13 protein-coding genes are annotated in these 15401 nt (G+C 52.2%); 10 read left to right on the forward strand and 3 right to left on the reverse strand.

From position 1 onward, the window contains the following. The first annotated feature begins 104 nt into the window (after positions 1–104). The 3 genes from ppk1 to tehB are packed head-to-tail and all read left to right on the forward strand — an operon-like array spanning position 105 to position 4407. On the forward strand, positions 105–2165 hold the full coding sequence (gene ppk1, locus WH277_RS22440) for a polyphosphate kinase 1 (protein WP_133845893.1): 2061 nt from the start codon (positions 105–107) through the stop codon (positions 2163–2165). Between the two features lie 5 nt (positions 2166–2170). Beyond that, complete coding sequence (gene ppx, locus WH277_RS22445) at positions 2171–3697, forward strand: exopolyphosphatase (protein WP_339506978.1); 1527 nt, start codon at positions 2171–2173, stop codon at positions 3695–3697. Between the two features lie 56 nt (positions 3698–3753). After that, a complete protein-coding gene (tehB, locus tag WH277_RS22450; RefSeq protein ID WP_339507076.1) occupies positions 3754–4407 on the forward strand; it encodes a tellurite resistance methyltransferase TehB in 654 nt (217 codons plus the stop codon). On the opposite strand, the gene WH277_RS22455 is transcribed toward tehB, so the two are convergent. Beyond that, a complete protein-coding gene (locus WH277_RS22455; protein ID WP_212813179.1) occupies positions 4397–6643 on the reverse strand; it encodes an EAL domain-containing protein in 2247 nt (748 codons plus the stop codon). The genes tehB and WH277_RS22455 overlap by 11 nt on opposite strands. Positions 6644–6957: 314 nt before the next feature. Here WH277_RS22455 and WH277_RS22460 point away from each other — a divergent pair, with 314 nt between their 5' ends. From WH277_RS22460 to denD, 4 genes are all read left to right on the forward strand, one after another. Continuing rightward, positions 6958–7140: a YfgG family protein gene (locus WH277_RS22460; protein WP_133845889.1), complete on the forward strand. Its 183-nt coding sequence runs from the start codon at positions 6958–6960 to the stop codon at positions 7138–7140. Between the two features lie 123 nt (positions 7141–7263). Next, positions 7264–8700: a magnesium transporter gene (mgtE, locus tag WH277_RS22465; RefSeq protein ID WP_133845888.1), complete on the forward strand. Its 1437-nt coding sequence runs from the start codon at positions 7264–7266 to the stop codon at positions 8698–8700. Positions 8701–8922: 222 nt separating this feature from the next. Continuing rightward, positions 8923–10242: an MFS transporter gene (locus WH277_RS22470; protein WP_133845887.1), complete on the forward strand. Its 1320-nt coding sequence runs from the start codon at positions 8923–8925 to the stop codon at positions 10240–10242. Positions 10243–10259: 17 nt separating this feature from the next. After that, positions 10260–11246 (forward strand): D-erythronate dehydrogenase, encoded by a 987-nt coding sequence (gene denD / locus WH277_RS22475; protein WP_167864718.1) that lies wholly within the window; start codon positions 10260–10262, stop codon positions 11244–11246. Here denD and WH277_RS22480 read toward each other — a convergent pair. Together WH277_RS22480 and WH277_RS22490 are read right to left on the reverse strand one after the other, a co-directional pair. Next, on the reverse strand, positions 11200–11709 hold the full coding sequence (locus tag WH277_RS22480; RefSeq protein ID WP_159338048.1) for a helix-turn-helix transcriptional regulator: 510 nt from the start codon (positions 11707–11709) through the stop codon (positions 11200–11202). The genes denD and WH277_RS22480 overlap by 47 nt on opposite strands. 485 nt (positions 11710–12194) lie before the next feature. Continuing rightward, the gene (locus WH277_RS22490) at positions 12195–12971 is read right to left on the reverse strand and encodes a DUF3750 domain-containing protein (RefSeq protein WP_167864717.1); all 777 of its coding nucleotides are present in this window, start codon (positions 12969–12971) and stop codon (positions 12195–12197) included. Between the two features lie 139 nt (positions 12972–13110). Here WH277_RS22490 and WH277_RS22495 point away from each other — a divergent pair, with 139 nt between their 5' ends. From WH277_RS22495 to WH277_RS22505, 3 genes are all read left to right on the forward strand, one after another. Beyond that, the gene (locus tag WH277_RS22495; protein ID WP_171148979.1) at positions 13111–14043 is read left to right on the forward strand and encodes a hypothetical protein; all 933 of its coding nucleotides are present in this window, start codon (positions 13111–13113) and stop codon (positions 14041–14043) included. Beyond that, positions 14043–14525, forward strand: coding sequence for a hypothetical protein (locus WH277_RS22500; protein ID WP_339506982.1), 483 nt, complete (start codon positions 14043–14045; stop codon positions 14523–14525). The genes WH277_RS22495 and WH277_RS22500 overlap by 1 nt, the downstream gene beginning before the upstream one ends. A gap of 109 nt (positions 14526–14634) precedes the next feature. After that, the gene (locus WH277_RS22505) at positions 14635–15261 is read left to right on the forward strand and encodes an SMI1/KNR4 family protein (RefSeq protein WP_133845880.1); all 627 of its coding nucleotides are present in this window, start codon (positions 14635–14637) and stop codon (positions 15259–15261) included. The last annotated feature ends 140 nt before the right edge of the window (positions 15262–15401 follow it).

The following is a 15401-nucleotide window of genomic DNA, read 5'->3' on the forward strand; positions in this document are numbered from 1 at the left end:
AGACAATCAACATTCATCGGGCATTGGACAATGCTGCCATACTCTCGCCATAATGTTTCAGGACAATGGATACCTTCATCCTGAATCAGCCGAACGGAGTAAAAATGGGTCAGGAAAAGCTGTATATAGAGAAAGAGTTAAGTTGGCTATCCTTTAATGAACGCGTTTTACAAGAAGCGGCAGACAAAACCAACCCGCTGATTGAACGTATGCGCTTTCTTGGTATCTATTCCAATAATCTGGAAGAGTTCTATAAAGTTCGTTTTGCCGATCTCAAACGCCGCATTCTGATTGGAGAAGAGCAGGGTTCCCCCAGCACGCCACGCCATTTACTAAAAAAAATTCAGGCGCGGGTGCTGAAAGCTGACCAGGAGTTCGACAGTCTGTATAACGACCTGTTGCTGGAAATGGCGCGTAATCAGATCTTCCTGATCAACGAACGCCAGCTCTCTCCTAATCAGCAGAGCTGGCTGCGGCACTATTTTAAACACCATCTTCGCCAGCACATCACGCCGATCTTGATCAATCACGACACCGATCTGATCGAGTTCCTGAAAGACGATTATACCTACCTGGCCGTAGAGATTATTCGTGGTGAAGACATTCGTTACGCGTTGCTGGAAATTCCGTCAGATAAAGTTCCGCGTTTCGTCAATCTGCCGCCGGAAACCCCGCGTCGCAGAAAACCAATGATTCTGCTGGATAATATTCTGCGCTATTGCCTGGGTGACATTTTTCGTGGCTTCTTCGACTACGATGCGCTGAATGCCTACTCGATGAAAATGACCCGTGACGCCGAGTACGATCTGGTCACTGAAATGGAATCGAGCCTGCTGGAGCTGATGTCTTCAAGCCTGAAACAGCGCCTGAATGCCGAGCCGGTACGGTTTGTTTATCAGCGCGATATGCCTGATGCCATGGTTGAACTGCTGCGTAAAAAGCTGAACATTTCCAATTACGACTCCATTGTGCCCGGCGGTCGTTACCATAACTTCAAAGACTTCATCAGCTTCCCGAACGTGGGCAAAGCGAATCTGGTCAACAAACCTCTGCCGCAGCTGCGCCATATCTGGTTTGATCGCTTCCGCAACGGCTTTGATGCGATCCGCAACCGTGACGTGCTGCTCTATTATCCGTATCACACCTTCGAGCATGTGCTTGAACTGCTGCGCCAGGCGTCATTTGACCCGGCGGTACTGGCAATAAAAATCAATATTTACCGCGTGGCGAAGAATTCACGCATCATCGATGCGATGATCCATGCCGCCTATAACGGTAAGAAAGTTACCGTGGTCGTCGAGCTGCAGGCGCGTTTCGATGAAGAAGCCAATATTCACTGGGCGAAACGCCTGACGGAAGCCGGCGTGCATGTAATTTTCTCCGCTCCCGGACTGAAGATTCACGCCAAGCTGTTCCTGATTTCGCGCCGTGAAAACGGAGAGATTGCCCGCTATGCGCACATCGGCACCGGTAACTTTAACGAGAAAACCGCGCGTATCTACACCGACTACTCGTTGCTGACCGCCGATGCGCGTATCACTAACGAAGTGCGCCGGGTGTTTAACTTTATCGAAAACCCGTATCGCCCGGTCAGCTTTGAGCACCTGATGGTGTCACCGCAGAACTCGCGCAAAATGCTGTACCAACTGATTGATGCCGAGATTGCCAATGCGCAAAAAGGAATTTCGGCGGGTATTACGCTGAAGATCAATAACCTGGTGGATAAGGGGCTGGTCGATCGGCTGTATACCGCCTCCAGCGTTGGCGTTAAGGTTAATCTGCTGGTGCGCGGCATGTGCTCCCTGATCCCCAATCTGGAAGGGATCAGCGATAATATTCGTGTGATCAGCATTGTTGACCGTTATCTTGAGCATGACAGGGTCTATATTTTTGATAACGGCGGCGACAAAAAAGTCTTCCTCTCCTCCGCAGACTGGATGACACGCAACATCGATTATCGTATCGAAGTGGCTGTCTCCATACTTGACCCTATTCTTAAACAGCGTGTGCTGGATATTATTGCCATCCTGTTAAGTGATACGCTGAAAGCACGTTACGTCGATAAAGAGTTAAGCAACCGATATGTTCCGCGCGGTAACCGCCGCAAGGTCCGGGCCCAGCTTGCAATTTACGATTACATTAAATCTCTCGAGCAACCTGATTAATCACTATGCCAATTTCCCATAAAAGTACGCCCAAACCGCAGGAATTTGCTGCCATTGACTTGGGTTCGAACAGTTTTCACATGGTGATTGCCCGCGTAGTTGACGGGGCGATGCAGGTGCTCGGACGCCTGAAACAACGCGTGCATCTGGCTGACGGGCTGGACAGCAATAACGTCCTGAGCGAAGAGGCTATTCAGCGCGGTTTAGGCTGTCTGGCGCTGTTTGCCGAACGTTTACAGGGTTTCAGCCCGGCCAACGTTACGATTGTCGGTACGCATACCCTGCGCCAGGCAATTAACGCGGAAGACTTCCTCCAGCGTGCAGCCGATGTGATCCCTTACCCGATTGAAGTGATTTCCGGCCATGAAGAAGCCCGTTTAATCTTTATGGGCGTAGAACATACCCAACCGGAAAAAGGCCGCAAGCTGGTGATTGACATCGGTGGCGGATCCACTGAGCTCGTTATAGGTGAAGACTTTGAACCCAAGCTGGTTGAAAGCCGCCGCATGGGCTGTGTGAGCTTTGCCAATATGTACTTCCCTGGCGGCGCCATCAGTAAAGAGAACTTTAACCGCGCCCGGCTGGCAGCAGTGCAAAAACTGGAAACCCTGGCGTGGCAGTATCGTCTGATGGGCTGGCAGTTTGCGCTGGGTGCTTCTGGCACGATTAAAGCAGCCTGCGAAGTACTGCTGGCGATGGGGGAGAAAGAAAAGCTGATCACCCCGGAGCGCCTTGAGTTGCTGTACAACGAGGTTATCAAGCACAAGTCGTTTGATGCACTCAGCCTGCCAGGCCTCTCTGACGAGCGTAAAGGCGTCTTTGTGCCTGGCCTTGCCATTCTCTGTGGCGTGTTTGATGCCCTGGCGATCCGCGAACAGCGCCTGTCAGACGGCGCACTGCGTGAAGGTGTGTTGTATGAAATGGAAGGCCGCTTCCGTCATCAGGATATTCGCAGCCGCACAGCCCAGAGCCTGGCGAACCATTATGCTATCGACAGCGATCAGGCGCGCAGAGTTCTGGAAACGACAGAGTTACTCTACGAGCAGTGGCGCGCACAGAATACCCGGCAGGCGAACCCGCAGCTTGCCGCTCTGTTGAAGTGGGCGGCGATGCTGCATGAGGTTGGGCTGACGATCAACCACAGCGGTATGCAGCGGCATTCCGCTTATATCCTGCAAAATACCAATCTCCCGGGGTTTAATCAGGATCAACAAACGCTGTTGGCCACGCTGGTACGCTACCACCGTAAAGGCGTGAAAGTGGAAGATATGCCGCGCCTTACGCTGTTTAAACGTAAGCAGTTCCTGCCGCTGGTTTTCCTGTTGCGTTTAGGGACATTGCTCAATAATCAGCGCCAGGCGACGACTAAACCGAGCGATCTTCAACTGCAAACCGATGATGGCAACTGGACCCTGACGTTCCCGACCGGCTACTTCAGCCAGAACAACCTGGTTCAGCTGGATTTAGAACGTGAGCAGACGTACTGGAAAGATGTCACGGGCTGGCAACTGACCATTCAGGAAGAAAGCTAAGCGTTATCGGTAAACGGCCACTCACGCGCTTATCATCGCGCAGAGTGGCCTTATTTTTGGTCAGCCACCGGCATGACCCACTGGAAAATGATGAACTGATAATCATGACTCAACACCTGGAAAGAGATTTCAGCAAGCAATACGGGCTGACCGCGCCCCATTCTGAAGTGGTGGAAGCCTCACGTTATTTTGACGGCGGTAAAGCGCTGGATGTCGGCTGCGGCAGTGGACGAAATACGCTGTATCTGAACAGCAAAGGCTTTGATGTGACGGCATGGGACAAAAACCCGGCCAGCCTGGCACGGCTTGACCAGATTATCTCCGCAGAAAACCTGAGCGGTATTCATACCGCCGAGCAGGACCTCAACCAGCTGCGCTTTAACGGGGCTTATGACCTGGTGCTGTCCACGGTAGTGATGATGTTCCTGCAGCCCGAAACCATCCCACAGCTGATTGCGGATATGCAAGCCAGCACGGTGCGGGACGGTTATAACCTGATCGTCGCCGCCATGGACACCACCGACTATCCTTGCAACCAGGGCTTTCCGTTCGCCTTTAAATCAGGTGAACTGAGCCACTATTACCGTAACTGGCATATTGTTAAATACAATGAAGATGTCGGCCAACTGCACCGAATCGATGAAAATGGCCAACGTATTTCCCTGCGTTTTGCCACGTTGCTGGCACAGAAGTCGATGGTTAAAGTCTGACAGCCAGACTGGCCGCTGTCTGTGCAGAGGCCAGATCATATAATGGTATCGGCGGACCCACGATAGCCCCCTGCAAGTAATCCACGCCCAACTTACGCAGTGCTTCGGCAGTGTCATCGGTATCAACGCACTCAGCCACCACCTGCATCCGTTTCAGCCGTGCGACAGCGCAAATCGATTGTATAATCTGATAATCCAGGCTGTTATCCAGCATATTGTTCACAAAGCTGCCATCGATTTTCAGTATATCGGCCTGTATCAGTTTCAGGCGCGAATAGCTGGAATAACCTTTACCAAAATCGTCAATCGCCACCCGGCAGCCAAGCTGGCGCAGTTGAGCAATGGAACGATTTCCCCAGCTGTGATCGCTGAGAATCGGTGACTCTTCCACTTCAACAATCAACTGCCACGGCTCAACGTCATGCGCTTTAAGACGTGATGCAATGTCTTCCACAAACTGTGGACGACACAACGTTGCCGCAAAAAAATTGACCGCAAGGCGAATCCCCGGCAATTGTTCCCGATGGCGATGGATAAATGCCAGGGCCTGGTCAAGCATCATACTGTCCACTTCCCAGGTCAGACCGAACTCACGCACCACCGGCAGAAAATGCCAGGGTTTAATATGTTCACCCTGTGCATTTACCATAAACAGCAGGATTTCATAGTAATCGTCGCCGCGAATACCCTTTATCCTTTGCGCCATCAGATGAAAACCCCCGCTCTGTAACGCCTGCTGGATAGTGTGCAGCATCACCAGTTTTTCCGCGATGTGCCTTTGTACCGGCACATTTTGTGCCTGCTGCATATTTTCTGCGTGGCCGCTGCGCAATGACATTTGTGCCATGGCACTCATCTCACCCAAAAGCTCATACAGATGAAGTACTGGCGGAATAACCGAGCAATAGCTGATCCCGACATCAGGATGAATAGGCAGGCCATCCCAGCTCAAATGGTAATCCTTCAGGCGGGCTTCAATCCCTTCGATCCGTGACTGATGCCCTGCATGCTCAAGACGTAAAACCAGATCGAAACCGGGAAGTTGATAAACATCTTCTCCGGGAAGCAGACAGGGCTGGAGATGTACGGCAAGGCTGCGCTTATACTGGATACGCAGTTGCAGGCCATAGGTCCGGCTCAGTCGATCCAGATCGGGAATACACAAAAAACAGAGCACAGAGCTGGAGCTGACCGCCAGATCCTTACTGAGCGCACGCAAGTTCGGCAAACCGATGACCGGATCGGTGAGCGCCATTTCTCGGGCTTTAGCCAGCAGTCGACGCTGCCGGGTACTGATGGCGGACATCAGTAAAATCGTCAAGGTGAAAACCAGGAGATTAGCAGAAACAACCGCAAGGTCATGGGGTTTCACTGACGTATTCATAAATCGATCGTGATACTGGTAAAGCACCACCAGCAATATTCCCCAACTGAGGGAGGTAAAAAGATAACCAAAACGCAGGGCAGCCCAGAGCATCAGCGGCAATAAAAAAGGCACCCCGTACTCGGTGGTCAGCAAATTTTCCGGGCTGGATCGGAGCTGTGTCAGCATCATGAGTGACGTCATCAGCATCACCAGCCATATCAACCACTCATGGCGCGTTACCGAAGGGGAACATTGTCGTTTACAGCGGTCGATAAAAATGAATAAAAACCGGGGTGTACGCAAAATGCGAATCAAAAAATAGAACAGCTGCACCAGGGCAAGCGAGGCCAGCAGTGTCGATTGATAGTTGAGCAGGGTATGCACTGAAAAAGGGTCAGGGGCAAAAACAGAGTTACTTTTCGGTAAAATACCCAACGGCATCATCAGCTGATTCAGCAAAATAAATACCGTCGGCATAGCAAATGCCAGCCAGAAAAGACGCACCGTAGCCAGATGCAGTTCACCAAAACTGACACCCCAGCGCACTTTCTCTTGATTGCGATATCCCCACCAGCAGAACGTCAAAGTGACAAGGAAAATAGAGATGATCAACACTGCCTGCAAGTGGGTATAACGGAAAAAATAGTGGAAACATAACGCGATAAAAATGCCTGGCAGTGCCGCCCAGTCAAAAACCATTAACATTGCAATCATCATCGCCAGAGGCAGATAGATAAGATAGACATAGCCGCCAGGGATCCAGAGCCTGACGGATAACGAGGACGACAATGGCATAAGCAACAAGGCCAGTATCAGAGGTAATCCCCACCAACGGTTGATGAAGCGCTTCAGAAGAGCCGCTTTTTTCATTGAGTCAGGATATTTTTTAAGTGGTGTTGTTACGTTTTTATTCAAAAATGCCAGCCATGGCGATACTTATGAACGAAAGTATCTTATGAAATGTTGCGATATTGTAGGAGTAACATCTCATGTTAAATTGATTCAAATCAATTTAATGGCAATTAATGCGCACGTAAAAGCACTGTATTTATCCGTATGTTAACTAAATGAATCTATTTACCGTATCCACGTTGTCATCGCGATCGCCTTCTCCCATTGACCTCAGTAGCCCGCTGTGCGTAAATTACTCATCGCCCTTTTGGGTTAATAACAGGAAATTTTGCGTGAATAGCGCTATGTCATTCAGAAAACGTCAGAAAACCGGACGCATGACCCGGGTCATTTTGCTGGTCAGCTTTATCATTCTATTAGGACGACTGATCTATGTCGTTCCCGGTGCTATCGAACATCACCAGCAGAAAAAGAACGCTCCTGCGATCCCCACAACCGTCGTAAACGATAAGTAGCCACAACCCGGTGGCGATGATAAGCAGACGCTTTTCGGAGCTTTTGCAGATTAGTTATGTCTGAAATCCGCTAGACTATAACCTCATTTCGTCTTCTTCGTTAGCCAGACAAAAGGATGTTGTATGTCTGTAGCACCTTCTCATGTTCAGCAGCTGGCCGAAATTCGTAGCCGTATCCTTAATCTCCTGCTGAATGATAGCGATCTTGTTGACACGTTACATGAACGCCCACTGCGTGAATCTCCCGCCGAAGCCGAAGCGCATCGTGAGCAGGTTGATGAGATTAAACGCACCCTTCCCCTGCTGCATGCTGCCGACATTGCTGACCTGCTGGAAGCGCTGCCGGAAGATGAACGCCTGGCACTGTGGCGACTGATTGGCAATGACCGCCGTGGTCAGGTGCTGGTAGAGGCGTCAGAAAACGTCTGGGAAAGCCTGATTGAGGAGATGAGTGACCGCGACCTGCTGCGCGCTATCGCACCGCTGGACATTGATGAACAGGCCTACCTTGCTAAATATCTGTCGCGCGACTTAACTGGCCGGCTGCTGACCTCCCTTGATCCGGAATTGCGTTCACGCGTACTGGACGTGATGCATTTCGACCGCGACCGCGTTGGTCGCATTATGGACTTCAAGCTGGTCACCGTGCGGGCCGATGTCACTCTGGCTACCGTGCAACGTTTCCTGCGCCGGAAAAAGTCCATTCCCGATGGCACCGATAAACTGTTTATCACCGATAAAAATAATCGCCTGCTTGGCGAACTGCCGTTGACGGAAATTCTGCTGAATACGCCGGACAAAAGGGTGCATGAGGTGATGAACGATCGCCCGACCACTTTTTTGATCGATGATAAAGCCGAAGATGCGGCCGGTTCCTTCGAACGTTATAACCTGATTTCTGCTGCCGTTATTGATGCCAAAGGCAAGCTGATGGGGCGCGTGACCATTGAGGATGTGATCGACCTGGTCAACGATGAGAACGACAGTAACATTCGTAAAATGGGGGGGGTGAACCCGGAGGAAGATGTCTTCGCGCCGGTAAGAAAATCAGTCCGCACTCGCTGGGCCTGGCTGGCGATCAATCTGTGCACAGCGTTTATCGCGTCACGCGTTATTGGCCTGTTTGAGCACACAATTTCACAACTGGTGGCACTGGCCGCACTCATGCCGATTGTCGCCGGGATTGGTGGCAACACCGGTAATCAGACCATCACCATGATTGTGCGCGCACTGGCGCTTCACCAGGTGGAACCGGGGAACTTTACGTTTCTTATTGGCCGTGAGCTTGGCGTGGCGCTGATTAACGGCCTGTTCTGGGGCGGCATTATGGGAGGGGTAACCTGGGCGATGTACGGCAACCCGGCGCTGGGTGGTGTGATGATGCTGGCGATGTTGCTTAACCTGCTGCTGGCCGCTCTGATGGGCGTCCTGATCCCGCTACTGATGATCAAAATGAAACGCGATCCGGCGGTCGGTTCCAGCGTGCTGATCACCGCGCTGACAGATACCGGCGGCTTCTTTATCTTCCTCGGTCTGGCGACGCTGTTCCTGTTGCACTGATGAATAAGATATTACGTATTTTGTTATAAAATGATAATTAATGGTTAATTATGTGATTAATTGCGCAGAAAATTTCCCCCCCACCGCCTAATCTAACAAAAAATAACAAACATTCTCGTCAATTCACCTTTCCGGGTCACAGGCTAGCCCTGTGCACCGGGAACAGGATGACTATTGCCTGAATAAAGCACATCTCCTACTCTATCCGACAAAGGAAACCCAATGAATTCATCGATATCGGCTCTCCCGCCACCCTCTGCGGTCAGCGATTTGGAAGAGAATGCCTGGAAACGCGCCGTCTGGCGTATCCTGCCGATTTTGACTGTCAGTTATATTTTCGCCTATCTCGACAGAATCAACGTCGGCATTGCCAAACTTCAAATGTCCAGCGATCTCGCCTTTTCCGAAACGGTTTACGGTCTCGGTGCTGGGATCTTCTTTATCGGCTTCTTCTTTTTTCAGGTGCCAAGCAATATGGCGCTGCACCGCTTTGGTGCCCGCCGTCTGCTGGCCGCACTGCTCGCCTCCTGGGCAGTGATTGCACCGCTTACCGCGCTGGTGTCGACACCTTTTCAGTTTTACGCCGTGCGTTTCCTGCTTGGCCTGACGGAATCCGGTTTTTACCCCGGGGTCATCCTTTATCTTTCGCTGTGGTTCCCCTCCTATCGGCGTGGGAAAATGTTTGCCCTGTTTGCAGCAGCGGTTCCCTTGTCAGGACTGATTGGCGGGCCACTATCCGGCTGGATTATGGACTATTTCCATAATGCCCACGGGATGGCAGGCTGGAAGTGGCTGTTTATCATTCAGGGAACCCCTTCTCTGCTGATCGGCATACTGGTGTTCTTTTTACTCCCCGACCGCATTGAAAATGCAAACTGGCTGAGTGCGGAAGAAAAGACCCTGCTGAATATCCGCCTGAAAGAAGATGCAGTGCAAGATTCCCCTGGTGCGCAGGCGACACTGGGTAGCGTATTGCGTAACGGCAAGCTGTGGTTGCTGACGTTTATCTACTTCTGCCTGATTGCCGGTTTTTATACCGTCAGCTTTTGGCTGCCGACGCTGGTACGCAATGCCGGGGTCGAGGATGTCTTCACCGTGGGCCTGCTGACGACCATCCCTTATGCCGCGGCGATTGTCACCATGATCGTGGCTTCGCGCAGCGCAGACCGCCACCGCGAACGCCGCTGGCACCTCGCCGTCATTGCCGTTATCAGCGGCGTGGGCATGGTGATTTCCGCTCTCTACAGCGACAACCTGTGGATCGCCATGTTCGGCCTGACACTGGGGGCGGCAGGTGGACTGAGTACTCTGCCACTGTTCTGGAGCCTGCCGACAGCCTTCCTGGGAGGCACGATGGCAGCCGTAGGTATCGCACTGATTAACTCCTTCGGTAACCTTGCCGGCTTTGTTGCGCCTTATCTGATGGGAATACTGACCGACCTCACGCACTCCACCCTGACCGGCATGATGATCATCTCCTGCACCCTGTTCGTGGGCGCTGCGGCTATCTTTTTGATCCCTGGTCGCATCGTCAACCGCTAACCTCAATGAGGCATATTATGAATATCGTTGTTACCGGCGCTGCCGGATTCCTGGGAAAAAAACTGGTTCAGGCACTGCTGGCAAAAGGTTCACTGCACGATGCAAACGGACAGCCACAGCCGATTAAACAGATTACGGCCATTGATATTGCGCCCCTCAGTGGCATTGATGACCGACGCCTGATCGTCCGCTGTGGGGATATCAGCAACCGTACCGAGCTGGAAACGCTGATTGATGCGCAAACAGACAGTGTTTTTCATCTGGCGGCGATCGTTTCAGGTCAGGCCGAACAGGATTTCGATCTGGGGATGAAAATCAACGTTGACGCTGCCCGTCAGGTTATGGAGCGACTGCGTGCATTGCCACAGTGCGTACGCCTGGTTACCACCAGTTCGGTGGCGGTGTTCGGCGGCAAGCTCCCCGAGAAAGTCCCTGACGACCAGGTCTGGATGCCGCAAAGTTCCTATGGCACTCAGAAAGCCATGAACGACCTGTTGCTGTCCGACTACAGCCGTAAGGGCTTCCTCGATGGGCGCAGCCTGCGTATGCCCACTATCGTTGTACGCCCGGGTAAGCCGAATGCAGCCGCCTCCAGCTTTGCCAGCGGTATTATTCGCGAACCCATCAACGGAGAGCGTGCGAACTGCCCGGTCAGCCTGGCCACGCGTCTGTGGTTAATGTCTCCAGCCCGGGCTGTACAGGCGCTGCTCCTTGGGCACGAACTGAACGGTGAAGATTTGGATCAGGGCCGCGTCATTAATCTGTGCGGCCTGTCGGTGACGGTAGAAGAGATGCTGGCTTCACTCAGGCGTATCAGCGGTGATGGAGTCTTATCACGAATCAGCCATCAGCCCGACCCGGCTATCGTTAAGATCGTTAACTCCTGGCCCGGTGATTTCCATGCCCACTATGCCAACCGCCTGGGTTTCCAGGCCAATGCCTCATTTGATGAAATGGTCAGAGAATATCTGGCTGAGAGCGATGCCGCTGAATCTCTTTGCTGAGATTGAGGTTTAGCGCAGCGGCAGCCGCTTCCTGAACATTCTCAGGAACGCGGTAACCGCCGCGTTTTTCCAGCCATGTCAGCACCTCGGCAAGGTGCCAGATCGTCGCAGTGCCTTCATGGATCGGTGCCGGAAAGGTATGATAATGCGCCAGCATCAGCTTGCGCATATTTTGCCGGGTAACACCTATCAGATCAGCGACATCCGTCAGGCCTACGTAATCCGGTGAAACTTCAAACAGTCGGGCATCCGGCAGTACGCTCCGGACCTGCTCCAGTGCGCTCTCCATCGCCTGCTGCGCTGACGATGCTTCACGGATAAACTCCAGCGCGATACGCCCTGGGATGCCCAGGCCAATCAGGGCATCATCACAACCCGCCTCAGCCAGCCGTTCAACGAGTGCATCGCCGTCTTCTTCTGTCTGGCCAACTAACTGATATTTTAGTGTAAAGGTGTATTCCATGGCGTCTTATTCCTTCCATTGCGTTCAAATCGTTGGCTCATCGTGCAGTGATCCACAACGCGCTTAAGCTGCCTGGCGTGATTCACTGCATTTTTTGGCGTACTCCATACACAACTGATGCAGAACTCTCCGCAACGGCACTGTGCGCTATTCCAGGGACAATATATTTTCCCCCAGGCATGACTGCCACCACAGACCACCCGCCAGCCTTGCTGCTCGGCATGTTTGAGGACTATTTCGATTTCCTTGATAGCATGAGTACGACGCGCCATATTTCCCCTCCAGTATCTATCGCCATATACCGGTTGTCAACTGACAACTTTAATGGAATGATGAGATAATGTCTCCGATAAAGGGAAAGTACCAGTGGTGTGGTAACTGACTGCGAAGCATGTCGGGAACTATTGCTTCGGGTTGCAGGCAGGGAAAAATATTTGCGTATCTGTTCGCAAATCGCGCCGTCTGCGAACAGGAAAATAACCGGCTCAGATCCCCGAATTTTCTTTTTGCAAATTATCGTCACCCAGCCCGCCGATAAAAGGCAGGCGGAGCTGTAGCGGTGAGAAACCCAGTCCGAGGTTCAGCCCCAGTACGTTGATTTCAAACCCTTCTTCTGCGCCCAGTGTGACCGCTGCCACACCCAACACCGATACCTGTAATCCACGCCCGGAAGGCGGCAACCCGATCGGATTCAGCAGCGAACGATAATCTTTGCCAATCGCATTCGCGGGGAGATTCAGTTTCAATGCCGGGACTTCACGGCCAATATGGGCGAGAAAAGTGTTGCTGTTGGGCCCCGGCCAGGCGTGATAGGTTTGCGGCCAGGGATAAGAACCAATCGCCGCCACGATCCCAGGGATCATCGCTTCAGCTTCTGCTCCGCGATGATCCACCAGCAAGCGAGGACGCGAGCCATACCAGTACGCATCCGGAAGATTGCGGTTACGCCGCACTTTATCGTCGCTTCCCCAACTGATGACTTCATACCGGCTGTAGCGGGTTTCCCCTGCACGTTTAAAAATAATCCACGGATGCACTGCCACTGCCCCTTTCCAGCCGTAGGTGGGGGCCGCATAGACCTGCACAATCGCCATGTTGGCAAAACGCTGAGGATCGGGTGCCTGCCCGGAAGAATCACTCCGCGCCGTCGCCCAGCCCTGTGCACCCGCATCATTATGGCGCGTGGCCTGTGCCAGGCTTGCTCCCAGCGACAACAGCGTAATACAGAGCAAAATCAGGCTCAGGGCTTTCAGTGAGAACATAGCGGGGATTCCTGACAGGAGTGGATTTATCAGCATACCTGATTGCCCGGGGTTGCACAGCGCCGGGGCGTATCATCCCGTCGGGGTTTACACACATTTTCACTGCGCTAAGATAATTGGCATTCACAGGGAGGACAGAATGAATATCACCGTATCTGACTGTGTGGCGTTTGCGGCATTGGTTGTCTCGATGGTCAGTATGCGTTATGCAAAGCAACAGAATCAGCATTCCCGGATAGCCGCGCATAATGATTACCGTTCCTATCTCTCTGAACAGCACGCCCCCTATCGTAAAGCGTTAAAACAGATCCGCGATCGCCACAAAGACGACATTTCGCAGCTCAGCAGGCTGGCAGGGGAAACGCTGACCAACGTCGTGCATCAGTTCGATCGCTTTGATCTCAAGAACCACACGCCGCGTTATTTACGCCATCTGCTGCATGAAAGTTCCGAAATGGTTTTTTGGGCATTTCGCGGGCAGTTAGCCTGGCAAACCGCAGAAAATTTGACATGGAGACTGGCAGCGTTTATTCACATTGAAGACCATCTGAACGCCCTGGACAGCCACTCAGGTGATGCCGATTTCAGAGCAGTTTCACAACAAAAATATCTGGCCGATCCCAACCGTCTTCTTGAAAGCGATCTGAAGAACGATATCTATTTTTGCCATCTGGTATCCGAACTGAAATCACGCATCAACCCGGAACAAAATGCAGAGCTGTTATTAACCATGCAGCGCGAAATCGCCCCTTTCCGCGCTGAGCTGGAAAGGCTGCAACCTCAGTTTCAGGCAAGTGCAACGGTGCTGGATGACCTGATCGTCGAGGGCGTTACCGAGCACTTTTCACTGAAGGAGTCCGCGGAACTCTATCAGGCAATGAAAAAGAACAGGGCGATACTGAAAACGTTAGGCCGACTTTATTTCCAGCCGATCAGTGAAAATTATGCCAGTAAATACTCAAATGCCGTTTCCCTGAGTATTCATACCTGCGCCATACTGCAGATGATCCAGGGCGTTTCAATGTGGGGCGTTGAGTTTAACAAGGGTAAAAATAACGGAGCAGCTGATTGATGCGCTATGAATTCGTTGAAGTCCTTAACGACCTGATTGATTACTTTTTGATTGGCGACCTTCGTCTGCTGAAAAAATTCAAGGACGACAACCTACTCAGTGACGATCTGGCCTCGGAATTTGCCAGCAATGACAGCGGTGACAGGGCTGTGCAGAACGGCATCGTCATCCCTTTAGCGGGCATTGAAAATTACCCGTACACGATTATTTTCAACCTTTCGAATGAGATGCCGGAGCTGCTTAAGCCGGAGAGCCGTTTACAGCATCGGCGCGGCGGCTACTTCCTGCGGATTGAAAACCAGCAGCTCCTGCTCTTCACATGGCGGATTCTGCAAAACTTCACCGATGCCGATATCCACTCACTGCAGGAACGCTATCGCCAGCCGGGACGGCCACAGATCGCGCTTGAGAATGGCCTGTATGATGTTGAGATCTTCGGCGGTGAAGTGCTCAGAGGCGAGGACTACGAACCCGCTTTTTAATTCGTTTTAAACAAAACCGAACGCGCCGATATTACGACTGAGGTCGATATCAACTATCGTTTCACCATCGACAGCAGCACTTATTAATTATCCTGAGGCAACGTCAGCTATGAATTCAGACACCCACTCGCCAGCCCCGGCCAGCGACCTTCCCCCTCTGGCCTGGCCAGAATTTGCCGATGATAACGCCCGGCTGGACTGGTGGCGTGTCTGCGCACTGGCCTGGCTCGACCAGTGGGATAATCCGTCTCCGCTGACGCCTGTTAAACCAGAAGATGTGGTCGCACTTGAACAGCGCCTGGGCTGCACCCTCCCTCCGTTACTGCGCACGTATCATGAGCAGATTGGCACGCTGGACCTGGCCGAAACGCTGTGTAGCGTGACACCTGCCAAATACGCCAGCATTGAACCACTGCATAACGCCTACCCCGGCATCAGTGACATTCTGGAAGATGCACCCGATGCCGACGCGCTTTGGGCGCTGGTCAAGCAACTGGTTGTCTTCGGTGACTATCTGGGCAACGGCAATATGTGGTGCTTTCATGTTGAGACCGGCGAGGTGTGGTATTTCGATCACGACAGCTCGCCGATGCTGACGCAAATCTTCAGCGACGTGGGCCAGTATCTCGACGTGCTGATGTTTATGTGCCTGCTGGCCGTTCACGGTGAGGAGGACAATGAGGAGCTGCTGCGTGAGCATCTGGGCGATGCTATCGTGGAGAAGTGGATGTATTGAGGTGACGGAAAACGCTGCCGGAATCCAATAAAAAAGCCCGCGAATGCGGGCTTCGTTCATTCAGTTATCTGTTAGTGATAACGAGAGGGAGAAAAATCATTCCCACTCGATTATCAATATCCAACCTAAGAACATGAATT

Source organism: Erwinia sp. MYb416, from assembly GCF_037479575.1.
Taxonomy (GTDB): Bacteria; Pseudomonadota; Gammaproteobacteria; order Enterobacterales; family Enterobacteriaceae; genus Erwinia; species Erwinia rhapontici.

Coding starts and splice junctions, on each gene's coding strand:
- ppk1 (WP_133845893.1), top strand. CDS start 105: ATGGGTCAGGAAAAGCTGTATATAGAGAAAGAGTTAAGTTGGCTATCC.
- ppx (WP_339506978.1), top strand. CDS start 2,171: ATGCCAATTTCCCATAAAAGTACGCCCAAACCGCAGGAATTTGCTGCC.
- WH277_RS22455 (WP_212813179.1), bottom strand. CDS start 6,643: ATGAAAAAAGCGGCTCTTCTGAAGCGCTTCATCAACCGTTGGTGGGGA.
- mgtE (WP_133845888.1), top strand. CDS start 7,264: ATGTCTGTAGCACCTTCTCATGTTCAGCAGCTGGCCGAAATTCGTAGC.
- WH277_RS22470 (WP_133845887.1), top strand. CDS start 8,923: ATGAATTCATCGATATCGGCTCTCCCGCCACCCTCTGCGGTCAGCGAT.
- denD (WP_167864718.1), top strand. CDS start 10,260: ATGAATATCGTTGTTACCGGCGCTGCCGGATTCCTGGGAAAAAAACTG.
- WH277_RS22480 (WP_159338048.1), bottom strand. CDS start 11,709: ATGGAATACACCTTTACACTAAAATATCAGTTAGTTGGCCAGACAGAA.
- WH277_RS22490 (WP_167864717.1), bottom strand. CDS start 12,971: ATGTTCTCACTGAAAGCCCTGAGCCTGATTTTGCTCTGTATTACGCTG.
- WH277_RS22495 (WP_171148979.1), top strand. CDS start 13,111: ATGAATATCACCGTATCTGACTGTGTGGCGTTTGCGGCATTGGTTGTC.
- WH277_RS22500 (WP_339506982.1), top strand. CDS start 14,043: ATGCGCTATGAATTCGTTGAAGTCCTTAACGACCTGATTGATTACTTT.
- WH277_RS22505 (WP_133845880.1), top strand. CDS start 14,635: ATGAATTCAGACACCCACTCGCCAGCCCCGGCCAGCGACCTTCCCCCT.